Below are 14582 nucleotides of genomic sequence, written 5' to 3' on the forward strand. Positions count from 1 at the left end.
TCGAATATTCAAATTGGTTTATCGGTTTTTGTACGTATTATTATGAAGATTACTGTCGGAAAGATGGTAATTCGTATGAAAAGGGATTTTTTAAGGGGAAATCGAATCGTAAAGGGGAGGATAAATAAAGTAAACATAGGGGGATTTATATGAAAATGAAAAAGGTCGCTATCGCATCGATAACAATTGGTACAATGCTTACTATGGCAGCTTGTAGTCCTTCAGCAGATAAAGAGACAGAAAAGAAAGAGCAAGTAACAGCGCAAAATGAAGGAGAAGCAAAAACGACAAGTGCAGATGAAGCGTCAAAAACAACGAAAGATACTGAAAAAGAAACAAATACTACTTCAAATGAAAAAACAGATAAAGATGCAAAAAATACGAAAGAATCATCAGGAACAGAAAGTAACGGTAAAACGTCAACTCAAAATGAGAATGTGAAAACAAAAGAAAAAGAAACGACAGGAAAAACGAATGATCAAACGACTAGCGGAAAAACGACAGATCAAAGTACAAGTACAAACTCAGACGGAAAAACAACGAAAGATCCGAAGAAAAGTGTAGCTGTGAAAACAAGTGTCAAAGAAGTTGCTGCATTAGTTGATAGCTTAGACAAGCAATTAGCTGCCAATCCGAAATTAGAAACAGTAAATAAACTTGGAAAACAAATTAATGAAAAGTGGGATGTGATTGAGAAAGAGCTAGAAGCATCACACCCAGCTGAATATAAAACAATTGGGCAAAGTATGTACCCGTTAATTGTAGGAGCGGAGAAAGAAAAGATAGATATTGCTAAAATGAAGTCATTAACGATGAAAACGAAAAAAGATTTAACTCAGTTATTAACGAAACTTTCGTAGTTTTAAAAGCCTACTTGTGAGTAGGCTTTTTTATGTTGAGAGTGTAATGAAAGTTTATGGGAATTCTAACGAAAAAGGAGGGTAATAAATATGACAATTGATCGAGTTTGTACAATTGGCCCAGCAAGTAATAATAAAGAAACGTTAGCGCAATTAATAAGAAATGGTATGAAAATAGTGCGGTTGAATTTATCACATGGCACGCATGAAAGTCATAAAGATATTATTCGTCTAGTCAAATCGCTAGATGATTCTATTAAAATTTTAGGCGATGTACAAGGTCCTAAAATAAGGTTAGGTGAAATAAAAGGAGAACAAATTACACTTCAGGCGGGAGATTCATTTCTTTTACATACACAACCAGTTACAGGGAGCGATAGAGAAGCAAGTGTTGATTATGAAGGAATCGCGAATGATGTGAAAGTTGGCAGTAGAATTTTAATTAATGATGGCGAAGTTGAGTTAATCGTTGAGAAGATAAGTATGGACAAAATAGAAACAAAGGTGAAAACAGGTGGTAATATTTCATCTCATAAAGGGGTGAACTTACCGGGGGCAATCGTTAGTTTGCCAGCTATTACAGAGAAAGATAAAAAAGATATTCAATTTCTTTTAGAAGAAAATGTTGATTTTATCGCATGTTCTTTCGTACGAAAACCTAGTCATATAAAAGAAATACGAGATTTTATTCAGCAGCATAAAGAAACTTCGCCAAATTTAATCGCTAAAATAGAAACGATGGAAGCAATCGAGAATTTTCAAGATATATGTAAAGAAGCAGACGGAATTATGATTGCAAGGGGCGATTTAGGAGTAGAGTTGCCGTATCAATTTATTCCGCTCTTGCAGAAAATGATGATTCAAGAATGTAATCGAACGAATACATATGTTATTACAGCGACACAAATGCTTCAATCTATGGTAGATCATTCTATTCCAACAAGGGCTGAGGTAACTGATGTGTTCCAAGCTGTACTGGACGGAACGAACGCTGTTATGCTTTCTGCTGAAAGTGCGTCAGGCGAGCATCCAATTGAAAGTGTAAAAACATTACGTCTTGTTTCTGAATTTGCAGAACATGTGAAAAAAGACGGTCCTTTTGTGATGAAAGATGTACTGAAATTGCTACATAAGTCTTTGGATGCGTGATAAAGTGAAACTTTAATCAGTGGGGGGTGTCCATCCCCCACTGATTATCAGTCCTCACCAATCGGGCTTTTACGGGCGGTTGACCTCCCACCTAACTCCTCTGCATTCGCCGAATTTTGAGGTGGGAGTCTTACTGCCCAGCGAATAGCGGGATAAATAAAAAGAGGGCGGATATGCATCCGTCCTCTTGTGTTTCATTCCTATTCTTCTTGCTCTTGCTCATCCAAAATCTTTTCAAACGCAGCAGATACTTTTTCGAACTCTTCATCATTCTCAATGTATGAGAATTCACTATCTTCTTCTACTTTTAAAAAGAAAATATCAATGTCTTCCTCAGTTTCTGTTTGGATATCCTCCACAAAGGCAACGGCAATATATTCTGCGCCTTCGACATCCATCGCTCCAAGTACTTCTACTTCTTGCTCTTCGTTATTCTCATCACTAAGAGTAAACACTTCGCCAACTTCAATATCAGACATATTCATTCTCCTCCTGTCCAACTCTAATAAATAGAGTGTTTAAACTGCATACATACTAATATAGTTTTCCATGAAAAATCAATTTCATACATAGGAAAAATCAAATTCTACTTCTTTAGTATGCGTATACAGCTATAAGGAGCGCGTGTTATCTTACTAAATCCATTCAACAATTGTATCCATAGTCTGTCTTGTTTTATCACGTTTTGGCTCTTCTTTACGGTAACCAAAGGCAACCATAACAGATACTTCAAAGTTATCGCCATTGATTATGCCTTCTTGTCGAAGTAAAGAATCTACTTTCTCTTTATCAAATCCTTCTATTGGACAAGAATCAATACCGATTTGAGCTGCGCTCGTCATCATATTACCTAAAGCAATATAGGTTTGTTTTGATGCCCAATCAAATACAGCACGATCGGATTGTAATAAGTTAAAATCTGTTTCCTGGAACTTTTTGAAGAATTCATATCTAATTTTTTGAGTATCTTCAGGTAATCCAATAATATCGTTCATCATATGTTTAATATACTCTGCATCATAATGCATATCTTTAATGTTTCTTGAAAGAACAATGACAAAGTGACTAGCTGTTGCAAGTTGCCCACCAGCGCCCCATGAATGCGGTTGTAGTTTTTCTCTTAATTCTTTATTTTGTACGACAATAAATTTCCAAGGTTCATATCCAAAAGAAGAAGGAGATAATCTTCCTGTTTCTAAAATGAAATGAAAATCCTCTTCTGAAATTTTGTGCATAGGATCGAACTCTTTACATGCATGTCTGAAATGAAATGCCTCCATAATTTTCTCTTTTGTAATTTCTTTTGTATTTGTCATAAAAGTTCCTCTTTTCATTAATGTATTTTGTAAGTAAATTATATTTTTAAAGTAACATAGATACAAGTACGCACATTTATGTGGTATAGTATCAAAAAATATACTATTGGTAAGGGAAGGGACTTATGATGGATTGTTCAAACGAAAATAATATAAATTACCCATTTTTAAATAAATATTCTTGTCCAGTTGAAGCGATGGTTGAGGTCATTGGAGGGAAATGGAAAGGGGTTATTTTGTATCATTTATTAGATGGTACAAAGCGGTTTAATGAATTAAAAAGATTAAAACCAAATATCACGCAAAGAATGTTAACACTGCAGCTGAGAGAACTCGAAGCAGATGGCATTATACATCGTGAAGTATACCGAGAAGTGCCTCCGAAAGTAGAATATTCGTTAACCGAGCTTGGTGAATCACTTCGTCCAGTAATTCTATTAATGATGGAATGGGCAACTCATAATATGGAGAAAGTTTTGGAGAGTAGAAATACGAAAAATAATAGTTAAGAGTTGTAGAAATAAAAGGTGTTTTCCATACGTGAAGACACCTTTTATTTCTGTATTTTTACTTTTTAACTTCAACTGCTGAAGTTGGAATGGCAGCCAAGTTTGCAGTTTTACCATACCAATCAGCATGTTTAAAAACAACACCTTTTCCATATCCTTCAGTTGAAGTACGTTCCCATAGCGTTGTTGAATAGCTAGCAGTAGGGGATGCTGTACTTACAGAAGAAATTTGATTTTGCCAACTAGGAGACAAGTTTTTATAACCGCTACTTAGAGAAAAATACTCGCTACCTTGATTTGTACGTTTATAGAAGTCTGTACTACCAGGTCCGCTTCCTTCAACACCAAGGGGAGTGATTGTATTATTCAACCTTTGTTTATCTTTTTCAATAAAAGCCTCTAAACTTTCTTTGCTCGAAAATCCATAAGATAACCAGTCTCCATTTTGATTTTGTTTCGGTAGAACTAGCGTTATTTTTACGTCTTCCTTTGATGGAGCACTCAATTTGTTAAACGAATCAACAGTCTTTTCATCTACAGTTACATATTCGAAAGAGGAAATCGTATAATCTTTTTCGGTACTAGCTGATACTGATCCTAGTCCTCCAGTTAACGATGAAACAGTTAATAATGCACCTACTACTAACTTTTTAAGCATGAATTCATCTCCTTTAAACTTAGATTTTTTACATAACTAAAATGTATGATAATTAAGTTGTATTGTAAATGTTTAGAATTTTATAAAAATAAAACAGAATATTCTTTTATTAGTCTGGAGTAGGGAAAGTAATTTGAAATTAAAAAAGGATTTACTTAAAAAGTAAATCCTTTTTGGGTGTTAACAATAAAGTTATTGTGTAAATTTTGCAATTTGCTAACCGACTTCAAAACTCTACTGATTAAAGTTTCATTTTATCCAGCTATGAATCATACACTTCTTTTGCATTCGTAGAAGCAGCATCTAATAAAAGGAAAAAGGCTGCTATAAAATGTAGAACCATTTCTATATAAGGAAAGAAGGCAACTAGGGTAACGATAATACCGATATAATGAGGGTACGCATTCATGCCTGCTTTTTTAGCTAATAAAATAGTAGTGATATGTAAAGCAATTAATAGTAGCAAAGGTATCCCATTTAGGTTAACAAGACTTGGAAATACATAATAACAAGGAAGTAATAAAAGGTGATAGATCCCTGTAGTCCACTTTAGTGCTTGTATGTAGGTTTTCAAAGTAAATCCTCCTAAAATCATTCATATCTATATATTACCAAAATTAATAGGTGATTGGATATTAAATACTTATGGTTTTTAGTGGAATATAATTATTTTATGTTAACTAATGGTTTCGTTATCTTTAAAATAGAAAAACCACCCAAACGAGGGTGGTTCGTATTATAAATAACTACTTAAAGAAGAAAGGGAGACTTTCACCTCACTACCTTCCTTCATATTCCGCAGCATAACGGTGTCTGTACTAAGTTCTTCTTCCCCAATAATAAGCACATAAGGGATGTTTTCTTTATTGGCATAATTAAGGGCACGTTTTAATTTGCGTCCTGCTAGTTCAAGTTCAATTTTTAAGGAAGTGGTAGCACGTAATTGCTGGGCAATTTGTAAACAGTGTAATTCTGTCCCGAGTGGGATGATAAATACATCCGCTGTAGATGATATCGTTTCTTTCTGCGACAGTGCTGTGTAAATAACGTCTAAACCGAATGAAATACCGACTGTTGGATAGCTCATATTATCGCCACGGAATGCCCCAATAATATTATCGTATCGACCACCGCTACCGATGCTGGATGTAATCGAGCCATCTTTTAGAAAGATTTCATATACGGTACCTGTGTACATTGTGAGTCCTCGTGCTAAAAATGGATTGAATATAGCATTTTCATTTATTCCGAGAGCGATTAAATATTGCTGTAATTGTTGTAATTCGTTTACTCCATCGGCAACGAGTGGATTATTGAAAGCTTCTTTAAAGTCAGCAATTGAAAGCTTTAGACAAGATAAAACGGTATTACATATCGTATCAGCCATTTCTTCAGAAATTCCGCGCTCAAGTACATCTTTTCGTACACCATCAATCCCAATCTTTTCGATTTTATCTAATGATAAAATGACGTCACTCGTTCGTTCAGTAGGAATGTTTATGGACTCCAGAATACCGTTTAACAATTTTCTGTTATTATATTGGATCGTTACTTCTAAGTTTAACGTTCGGAACAGTTCAAACGCCATACTCATAAGTTCCGCTTCTGCCATGACTGATTCTACACCAACTATATCAACGTCACATTGAATGAACTCACGAAATCTTCCTTGTTTAATTGGTCCATCTCGAAAGACTTTTCCAATTTCATACCGTTTAAAAGGAAGGCGGATGTTCGGATTCATTGCAACGACTTTTGCGAATGGAATTGTTAAATCATAGCGTAAGGCAAGGTCACGTTTTCCTTGATCCTGAAGCGTATATATTTCTTTTAAAATTTCATCACCACCACCGTACTTGTAAGACATAAGCTCATACATATTTAACGTTGGTGTTTCTAACGGTTTACATCCGTATCGTTCAAATGTATCTTCACAAGCTCTTTTAATTTTATTTCGTAACACTTGTTCCTCTGGTAAATAGTCTTTCGTTCCTTTTACATTTTTCATTTCCATTATAATCACTCCTTTTTAAATTAAAAAAAGCTATGCAGGTATAAAAATACCCACATAGCTTTATGAACGCTTCGTGGGTCAACAGGAAAAGCCCTGTACCCACGAAGAAAAATTTTTCTTCGGATACACGGCGTTACGTATGATGATGAAGTTGGAAAGAAGTATTAACATTTCGCATTACGAATCTCTCCTTAACGTAAGTTTTTCAAAATTATATCAGATGATTTTTGAATTATCAATATTTTTAGTTGTGAAGCGAAATGTATTCATTTCACATTGCCTACAAGATATTTTCTGTTCGTGCCATTTTTATCGCTTCTTCCCGATTGCTAACACCTAGCTTTGAATAGAGATTTGAGCAGTAATTACGGATTGTTCCTTCAGATAAAAATAGCTTAGCAGCAATAGATTTATAGCGTAATCCGTTGGATAGATGTTCTAAAATTTCCATTTCCCGTTTTGTAAGTCCGTATGGAAAAGTTTGTTTAGTTGATTTGATTTTCGCTAATTGCTCACGTTGAAGTTTCATTTCCTCAAAAATACGTGTAGCAACTGATTGGTCAATCCAAGTTCCACCGTTATAAATAAGTTTCAAGGCCTCCTTCATTTCTTGTGGATGAATAGATTTCAACATGTAACCTTCAGCTCCATGCTCGAGTGCAGTTGCTGCTTGTAAGGAATCTTCAAATGTTGTCATAAGTACAATCTTCATATTAGGCCAACGTCGCTTCATTTCTAGTAAAGCCTCAATACCATTCATTTCTGGCATCTGAATGTCCATCAGTACAATGTCAGGTTGTAATTGTTCACATAATATTAATGCCTCAGATCCATCGTATGCCTTCCCAGCAACAATAAAATCAGTTTGGTTCTCTAAAATTTGCTCTAAACTATTTGTAATAAGTGCCTGATCATCAACGACCAATAAGCGAATGATGTCATGTACAGGTTTTGTTTGTAATGGAATATTACAAATAATTAATGTTCCCTGTTCAACATTAGACTGAACCGATAATGTCCCCTGAACTTGTTCAAGTCGCTCTTTCATTCCACTGAGTCCAAAGCCACATTGAATTTCTTTCATTCCAATCCCGTTATCTTCAATTTGCAATCGAAGTTGTTGGTCGTCGAAATGTAGTTGAACGGATATGTTGCTCGCTTTACCGTGTCGAACAGCATTTGTTAACGACTCTTGAAGACAACGGTATAGGCAAAAATTCACTTTTTGCATTACAAGGGTTTCGTTTCCGATCATACGAAATGTAACGGCTGTACCTGTAGATTTCATAAATTCATCTGTTAATTGTTGCAAGAATTCACTTAATGAATTACTAAGTGGATTATGAGATAGCTCATGTAGATGCTTTCGAATATCATTTAGACTATGCTGAGCAATACTGATAAGGGAATCAATTCGTTCAAACTGTGAATCCGGTACTGATGATCTTAGTGATGTGACGCCAGCGATGAGAGAAGTAAGTGTATGACCAATTGTGTCATGTAGTTCATGTGACAGTCGATTACGTTCTTCTATTAAAGTAAGCTCTTCAATCCTATTAATATGTTGCTCTAATAGTAATTTTTGCTCTTCAATAATTCGAGATTGCTTATGATACTGAATTAATATATTAAAAGAAATACCAATGGCAAAACCGAGACTACAACTAACGATTAGTTCATATGGCGGTCGGTTGGCAATCCAAGCATTCAATAGTGGAAATGCAAATCCACAAAAAATACCGCTCCATATATAATTATTTCGATTACTACATAGTCCAATAATGATTACGACTAAAATGAAAGACCAAAGTAAATTTGGAGCTACGGATGCTAAGTAAAGATAAAAACAACCCGCAGTGATAATATCGAATGCAGGGTACCATTCTGGCTTCTTATATCGAATAATTAATGGTACAAGGTAAACGACAAAAGTGAGAGAAAGTACAATCATACTTGATGTATGAATGGATGTTGGGAACATAAAATTAGCGCTGATAATAACAATTAGCCAAAATGTTCGTATGAGCACAAATATCCAGTCATACCAAATCCATTCTTTTGTGAATGAGAACATAAATTAAGCACCTACTTGTATTTTAAGATTAATCATTAATGATTCAGATTCATCATGTAACATATCTTTGAAATCGTCAATAGAAAAACAGTCAACAAACTATGTCATATGAAGCAGTTGACAGTTTGTCACATGTTTTATATGACATAGTTGCATAAAGCGTCATAAATAAATTAAAACGTTTTGTCACTATGTGATTTAACAATATTGAAGGTAAGGTGAGGGAGTGAGGCAACAGAAAAATTTAAAATAATAGGAGCGATGCATAATGAAGTCATTTATCTTAAAAAAAGGAACAGCCCTTACTTTAACAGGAGCAATATTGGTTGGAGCGTTAGCGATACCTTCTTTTGAAAACGTACATGCGGTAAACAAAAGGACATCAATTGAACAAGTTATTGATAAAGCTGCCGATGCAAAGAATATTCCAGGAGTTATTGTTACTGTGAAAAATGGAGAGACAAGTTGGGCATATGCTTCTGGTGAAGGTAATATTGAGAGAAATCATAAAGTAGACGCTGATTCTGCTTTTAGAATTGGGAGCACAACAAAGACCTTTGTAGCTACAGTAGTATTGCAGCTTGCGGGTGAAAAGAAGTTAAGTCTTGATGATACGGTAGAGAAATGGTTGCCAGGACTTATTAAAGGGAAAGGCTATGATGGCAGCAAAATTACGATTCGCCAACTATTAAATCATACAAGTGGAATTGCTGATTACTTGACTCCAGATCTTAAAGAGAAATTAATAGAGAATCCAAGTGAGAATTATACAGCGGAACAATTAATTTCTCGTGCTTTACAATTGGAACCAGTAAAAGGATGGTCATACTCGAATACGAATATGGTTATTATTGGATTAATTATTCAGAAAGTAACAGGGGAATCATATGCTGAGCAGATACAAAAACGAATTATTAATCCTCTTAGTTTAAAAGAAACAGTTCTTCCTGGAAGCTCAATGGATATTCCGAAAAAAAATGCCCGTGGCTATTTAAATACGGGAGATAAATTAGTAGATATTACTTTGTTTAATCCATCGTTTGCTAATGCTAGTGGTGAAATGATTTCGACAGGAGAAGATATGACAACGTTCTTCCGTGCCTTATTAGGTGGTAAATTACTTACACCGGAAATGCAGAAGGAGATGGTGACTCACACAGTAGATACCCCATTAGGAAAGTATGGACTTGGTATTCACGCAACAAAATTACCAGATGGTACTGAAGTATGGGGACATGGTGGTGGTATCCCTGGTTTTACTAACTTTGCTGGTGGAACGAAAGATGGTCAACATGTTATCTCGATAAATATTAATGTATTAGGCGCAGAGAAACAGATTAATAATATTTTAGCTTCGGAATTTGCGGCAAAATCAAAAAAGGAACCCACTAATAAGGAAAAGAAAAGCAAACATCGAGAAGAAGTACAAAATGTAATGGATCAAGTAGTAACGAATAAAAAAATTCCTAGTGTTATAGCTGGCGGATTAAAGGATGGAAAGCGTTGGTCGTATGCTACCGGAACAGCTAGTTACGAGATGCCAAGCCCTGTAGAACCGAATTTTTCGTTCCGTATCGGAAGCATAACGAAGACATTCACTGCTTCTGTTGTACTGCAATTGGCTGAAGAGAAACAATTAAACCTTGATGATACAGTTGAAAAATGGTTGCCGGGAGTTGTGCAGGGTAACGGATATGATGGGAGTAAAATTACAATTCGTCAGTTATTAAACCATACAAGTGGGATTGCAGCATATACTGATTTAGATATGCGAGATATTACATTGCCTCAAAACCCATTTCGTTATTATAGTACCGATGAGCTCATAAGTTTAGCACTTGCAAAGCCGCCTGTATTTGCACCAGGGGAGGGCTGGGACTATTCGAACACAAATACTGTTATAGCCGGGGAAATTATTCGGAAGGTAACAGGAGATACGTATGCGGAGCAAATTAGAAAAAGATTTATTGAACCGCTCGGGTTAAAAGAAACATTCGTAATGGAAGCAAGTTCGCACATACCGGGTAAGCATGCTAATGGTTATAACATGGATAGATCAGGTCGTTTATATGATTTGACAGAAATTAATCAGTCATGGGCAAATGCAGCTGGAGATATGGTTTCAACAGTGGAAGATTTGACTACATTCTTCAGTGCACTGTTAGGTGGGAAGCTCTTAAATCAAGAACTAATGAATCAGATGTTAACAACGGTAGATTCACCTATAGGTAAGGTTGGACTGGGAGTTTATGAAGAGAAAACACCAGACGGGCAATCGTATTGGGGACATGCTGGTGGGACTTTTGGATTTGAAACAAGGGTCGGTGGACCTATTGGAGGAGAACATATTTTAGTAACTGCTATTAATGCAGTAGGTCCAGAAGTCATTACAGGCAGGGATAAAATATTTAATAAAGAATTTGGACGTTAAATGTAAAATCGGCATTGAGCCTTCCATTTTAAGGCTCAATGCCGATCTTCTTTATGTAATTTTGAATGTAATGGGAAATGAAATCTTTGTATGATGATGCATAAATATATCTACAAAAATGTGAAGTTATGCAGGTGAAATGGAAAAGGGTGTATAATAAAACTTAATAATATGAAATAACCTTTTAAGGAGACCGTTATGAAAAAAGATAAAACAAATGCGATGCGAATATTAGATAAAGAAAAGATCGAATATTCGATGATGTCATATGACCCAGACGATGGAAAAATTGATGGCGTATCAGTAGCTGAGAAAATTGGACGAGAAGTGAGAGAAGTATATAAAACGTTAATCGCTCAAGGGAATAGTAAAAATTATCATGTGTTTATCATTCCAGTAGATGAGGAACTGAACTTGAAAGCTGCCGCAAAAGCGGTTAGTGAAAAGAAGATTGAAATGATTCCTGTAAAAGATATTACGAAAGTGTCAGGATATATTCGCGGTGGTTGTTCACCAGTTGGGATGAAAAAGCTATTTTCAACATGCATTGATGAGAGTGCGCAATCGCTTGAAACGATCATAGTGAGCGGCGGGAAGATTGGTATACAAATTGAGCTGAAAGTGGATGACTTAGCGAAAGTGACGAGAGCGCAGTTTGGTGAGGTAACGAAATAATGATACATAGGAAAAGAAGTTCTAGGTTTATAGGATAATTAGTCCATTATGGGGGCTGATTATCCTTTTTTATACAATTTTTTGGCTAATTCAGTAACAAACAACAATAATAACAATAACAATAAAACCGCGTCAGGATAGAATGTGTAAAGGATGTATAGATTCATAGAACTAAAAAAGAAGGTTCCTTTGTGAGTGCAGGGTTCTTCTTTTTCCTTGCTATTGATAATGATACGTTATGTTAACTTTATATGAATATCCTATCCATTCAAATTTGCACAAGGAACCATGAATATCAATAGAGTGGAGATTCAATGTGCTGTTAATACTCATAAGAGTATAGCTATTCCTGAAAGATTAGGTTTTACTATAGAAGGTATCAAAAGAGAAGAAAAGTTGGTGGAACAAACTATTTTCAAAATAAGGAACGCTATATAATAAAATTGTATTATTATGTTAAAGGGTAATTTATCGTGACCACCAACCAACAAAGTGGTTGCTTACTCTCAATTATTGAAAGGAAAGTTTTATCCTTTCGCGAATTCATTATACATGCCGAAATTACGAAATTCGCAAAAAAATCGCGGTAGAGCATTGGAAAGAGCATTTTAATTTTCTATAACTCCATAGAGAGGTGATTACGCATGAATCAAAGACCGTCTGAAGAAGAATATGCCAGCAACTTGGGAGAGTATATCAGGTTGGTGCCGGAAGGCAACATCATCGACATTCTGCTCGCTCAGGAAAAGCAAATGACCGAGCTGCTGGCATCGTTGACCGAAAGCGATGGCGCGTATCGGTATGCCGAAGGAAAATGGACGTTGAAAGAAGTCGTGGGCCACATTGCAGACGGAGAACGCGTCATGGCCTACCGCCTGCTCCGGTTCGCAAGAGGGGACCAGACGCCTCTGTCCGGTTTCGACCAGGAATTGTTCATGCCTCCTTTCGGAAACTGGACAACCGCACAATTGGCCGAAGACTACCGGGCCGTACGGCAATCGACGATTACACTGCTGCGCGGGTTACCGGCGGAGGCATGGTCCCGCAAAGGCACAGCCAACAAAGCAAGTATTACGCCGCGCGCCCTCGCGTACGGCATTGCAGGACACGAGATTCATCACATGGGGGTCATCCGAAATCGGTATTTGAGTTAGTTGTCCGGAAGATCGGGACGGAAGCTGCGCGGAAAACGCGGCTTCCGTCCATTCTTTATGGCACCCGCCCCGTTCATAGACTGATATGAAGATGGGACAATATGGGGTGAAAAAAGCAGCAGCGATTGGTTGCAGACTGGATTTTGTCTAAAAATGAAAAGCAAATAATAATCTCAAATAAGGGGTCTTGCCACATCGCTATCAAGTTAAGCTCATACAACGTCAATTATAGTTGACGTTATTTTTTTCTAATGGCTACATGTAAGGGAAATTAAAGAGTTGCATACGAAATAAACCCTAAAGGGTTTCATTTTTTTAATTTAAGCCGCTTGATTATCAGACATGGTGCAATTGTAAAATACAGGTGTTAGCTTCTAATTGACTACATAATTGTGTTAATGAAGTATGAGCTATGTGTTTGCTTAACCAAACACAAAGAGCCACTAAGTCTTGTGCACGATATTTACTCACAAACCCTATCTTTCTAGCTAACTGTTCCAAAGCATGTGGCGACATATGTCGCTGTAATTCTTCAGTAAACAATTCTAATTCATCAGAAATCCATAAATCCATACTAAAAACGCCATCCTTTCTGTATGTTTCTACAAAAAAGAATAGCGTATCTTTGCATTTTGAGGAAGTTTATTTTTGTTAGCTTGATAGCGATCTGGTGCTACCCCATATTTGGAATTTAATGTTCGCTCAATATAATCTACTTCTGTCTGTTAAAGATGGATTGATCATATCCGTTACTGCACGATATAGATTTTCCGGATATTCAGCTATTCGATGACATAAATACAAGTACCACTCTTTTCCGTAAGTTAAATATACTTTACAGTTGTACCCCTTACTTTTTAAATCCATTAACAAATCCGGACGGATTCCGTAGAGCATTTCCATTTCTACGTTGGGTCGATTAAGGTATTGACGGTTTTCCATTTCTTGAATAAGCATTTCATCATGTGTGGCTATGGATACTGGGTGGTTAGATTCTATTATTTGTTCTACAAGTTTAAGATAACGATTATTTAATTCCTTTGATCTAGACATAGCAACATCAGCTGTTTCTTGATAAGCCCCTTTGACAACTCGTATTTTCCCAGGATAATGAACTAATTCCTGAACATCATTGTTGGACCTATATAAATGTGCCTGTATAGTGATCCCTACATTAGGATATTGCGTAGTTGTTTTTTTATAAATATCAAGAATATCGTCAGTTTTTGATGTTTCTTCCATACTTATCATAAGTGTAACGCCGTACAGATTTGCTTTCTTGGCTAACTCAAGTAAATGAATATAAGCTGTTTCTGGATCCACAGATAATCCAATATGTGATAAATCAAACGACACAGTCGACTTCATGGAGAACAAACCCATTTCTTCAATAAGATTCAAAAACTCGTTTTTGGCGTTTCGGCATTCTTCTAAATCTGTTGTATTTTCACCAATGTATTCCAATGAAATAGAATAACCTCTTGAAATCAGTTCTTTTGCTGTTGCAAGCCCATCTTGCCTATGCTCTCCGGTTACAAACCGTTTGGCGGCTTGCAATAATAAAGGATAGATTTCATTGGACTGCTGAATATAAGATTTAATATGTTCATTTCGTGCAACCGATTTAAGTGCTTGGGTGACTTGAACCTTTGGATTAGTCATAACTTACATCTCCTTTTTCATATTTACATAAACTTTATCATGGTAAAATGGTTTATATTAGTACCATTTATAATGAATTT

The 14582-nt window shown here is 36.0% G+C and carries 13 protein-coding genes and 1 pseudogene; 6 read left to right on the plus strand and 8 right to left on the minus strand.

The annotated features are described in order from the left end of the window. Positions 1 to 149: 149 nt before the first annotated feature. The gene (locus ACUXEY_RS01835; protein WP_429602592.1) at positions 150 to 860 is read left to right on the plus strand and encodes a hypothetical protein; all 711 of its coding nucleotides are present in this window, start codon (positions 150 to 152) and stop codon (positions 858 to 860) included. A gap of 90 nt (positions 861 to 950) precedes the next feature. After that, positions 951 to 2009, plus strand: a complete 1059-nt coding sequence (locus tag ACUXEY_RS01840) for a pyruvate kinase (protein ID WP_461299943.1) — start codon at positions 951 to 953, stop codon at positions 2007 to 2009. 200 nt (positions 2010 to 2209) lie between these two features. On the opposite strand, the gene ACUXEY_RS01845 is transcribed toward ACUXEY_RS01840, so the two are convergent. Together ACUXEY_RS01845 and ACUXEY_RS01850 are read right to left on the minus strand one after the other, a co-directional pair. Next, a complete protein-coding gene (locus tag ACUXEY_RS01845) occupies positions 2210 to 2494 on the minus strand; it encodes a DUF1292 domain-containing protein (protein WP_074567512.1) in 285 nt (94 codons plus the stop codon). 150 nt (positions 2495 to 2644) lie between these two features. After that, positions 2645 to 3325: an NAD(P)H-dependent oxidoreductase gene (locus ACUXEY_RS01850; RefSeq protein ID WP_127813362.1), complete on the minus strand. Its 681-nt coding sequence runs from the start codon at positions 3323 to 3325 to the stop codon at positions 2645 to 2647. 128 nt (positions 3326 to 3453) lie between these two features. Here ACUXEY_RS01850 and ACUXEY_RS01855 point away from each other — a divergent pair, with 128 nt between their 5' ends. Beyond that, entirely contained in the window at positions 3454 to 3834 is a 381-nt protein-coding gene (locus tag ACUXEY_RS01855) for a winged helix-turn-helix transcriptional regulator (RefSeq protein ID WP_016080914.1), read from the plus strand. Positions 3835 to 3892: 58 nt separating this feature from the next. On the opposite strand, the gene ACUXEY_RS01860 is transcribed toward ACUXEY_RS01855, so the two are convergent. The 4 genes from ACUXEY_RS01860 to ACUXEY_RS01875 form a co-directional block, all read right to left on the minus strand. After that, positions 3893 to 4492 (minus strand): hypothetical protein, encoded by a 600-nt coding sequence (locus tag ACUXEY_RS01860; protein ID WP_087984158.1) that lies wholly within the window; start codon positions 4490 to 4492, stop codon positions 3893 to 3895. Positions 4493 to 4754: 262 nt separating this feature from the next. Beyond that, complete coding sequence (locus ACUXEY_RS01865; protein ID WP_087984159.1) at positions 4755 to 5066, minus strand: hypothetical protein; 312 nt, start codon at positions 5064 to 5066, stop codon at positions 4755 to 4757. 162 nt (positions 5067 to 5228) lie between these two features. Then, entirely contained in the window at positions 5229 to 6506 is a 1278-nt protein-coding gene (locus ACUXEY_RS01870; protein ID WP_461299944.1) for a histidine--tRNA ligase, read from the minus strand. A gap of 280 nt (positions 6507 to 6786) precedes the next feature. Further along, a complete protein-coding gene (locus ACUXEY_RS01875) occupies positions 6787 to 8580 on the minus strand; it encodes a response regulator (RefSeq protein WP_461299945.1) in 1794 nt (597 codons plus the stop codon). Between the two features lie 268 nt (positions 8581 to 8848). Between ACUXEY_RS01875 and ACUXEY_RS01880 the strand changes: the two genes are divergently transcribed. The 3 genes from ACUXEY_RS01880 (at position 8849) to ACUXEY_RS01890 (ending at position 12840) form a co-directional block, all read left to right on the plus strand. Continuing rightward, positions 8849 to 11011 (plus strand): serine hydrolase domain-containing protein, encoded by a 2163-nt coding sequence (locus tag ACUXEY_RS01880; RefSeq protein ID WP_461299946.1) that lies wholly within the window; start codon positions 8849 to 8851, stop codon positions 11009 to 11011. Between the two features lie 198 nt (positions 11012 to 11209). After that, positions 11210 to 11686 (plus strand): Cys-tRNA(Pro) deacylase, encoded by a 477-nt coding sequence (ybaK, locus tag ACUXEY_RS01885; protein WP_098313891.1) that lies wholly within the window; start codon positions 11210 to 11212, stop codon positions 11684 to 11686. Between the two features lie 644 nt (positions 11687 to 12330). Then, positions 12331 to 12840, plus strand: a complete 510-nt coding sequence (locus tag ACUXEY_RS01890; RefSeq protein ID WP_166703318.1) for a DinB family protein — start codon at positions 12331 to 12333, stop codon at positions 12838 to 12840. Between the two features lie 357 nt (positions 12841 to 13197). Here the strand turns inward: ACUXEY_RS01890 and ACUXEY_RS01895 are convergent. Then, positions 13198 to 13413, minus strand: a pseudogene (locus tag ACUXEY_RS01895) (IS4 family transposase); the annotation flags it as partial. Between the two features lie 129 nt (positions 13414 to 13542). Further along, entirely contained in the window at positions 13543 to 14502 is a 960-nt protein-coding gene (locus tag ACUXEY_RS01900) for a proline dehydrogenase family protein (protein WP_166703319.1), read from the minus strand. Positions 14503 to 14582 lie beyond the last annotated feature (80 nt).

The organism is Bacillus sp. F9_6S_D1_P_5, from assembly GCF_054823925.1.

Bases quoted from the DNA above. Each gene is read 5' to 3' on its own strand.
- ACUXEY_RS01890 (WP_166703318.1), top strand. From the start codon at position 12,331: ATGAATCAAAGACCGTCTGAAGAAGAATATGCCAGCAACTTGGGAGAG.
- ACUXEY_RS01900 (WP_166703319.1), bottom strand. From the start codon at position 14,502: ATGACTAATCCAAAGGTTCAAGTCACCCAAGCACTTAAATCGGTTGCA.
- ACUXEY_RS01860 (WP_087984158.1), bottom strand. From the start codon at position 4,492: ATGCTTAAAAAGTTAGTAGTAGGTGCATTATTAACTGTTTCATCGTTA.
- ACUXEY_RS01840 (WP_461299943.1), top strand. From the start codon at position 951: ATGACAATTGATCGAGTTTGTACAATTGGCCCAGCAAGTAATAATAAA.
- ACUXEY_RS01845 (WP_074567512.1), bottom strand. From the start codon at position 2,494: ATGAATATGTCTGATATTGAAGTTGGCGAAGTGTTTACTCTTAGTGAT.
- ybaK (WP_098313891.1), top strand. From the start codon at position 11,210: ATGAAAAAAGATAAAACAAATGCGATGCGAATATTAGATAAAGAAAAG.
- ACUXEY_RS01875 (WP_461299945.1), bottom strand. From the start codon at position 8,580: ATGTTCTCATTCACAAAAGAATGGATTTGGTATGACTGGATATTTGTG.
- ACUXEY_RS01835 (WP_429602592.1), top strand. From the start codon at position 150: ATGAAAATGAAAAAGGTCGCTATCGCATCGATAACAATTGGTACAATG.
- ACUXEY_RS01880 (WP_461299946.1), top strand. From the start codon at position 8,849: ATGAAGTCATTTATCTTAAAAAAAGGAACAGCCCTTACTTTAACAGGA.
- ACUXEY_RS01870 (WP_461299944.1), bottom strand. From the start codon at position 6,506: ATGGAAATGAAAAATGTAAAAGGAACGAAAGACTATTTACCAGAGGAA.
- ACUXEY_RS01850 (WP_127813362.1), bottom strand. From the start codon at position 3,325: ATGACAAATACAAAAGAAATTACAAAAGAGAAAATTATGGAGGCATTT.
- ACUXEY_RS01855 (WP_016080914.1), top strand. From the start codon at position 3,454: ATGGATTGTTCAAACGAAAATAATATAAATTACCCATTTTTAAATAAA.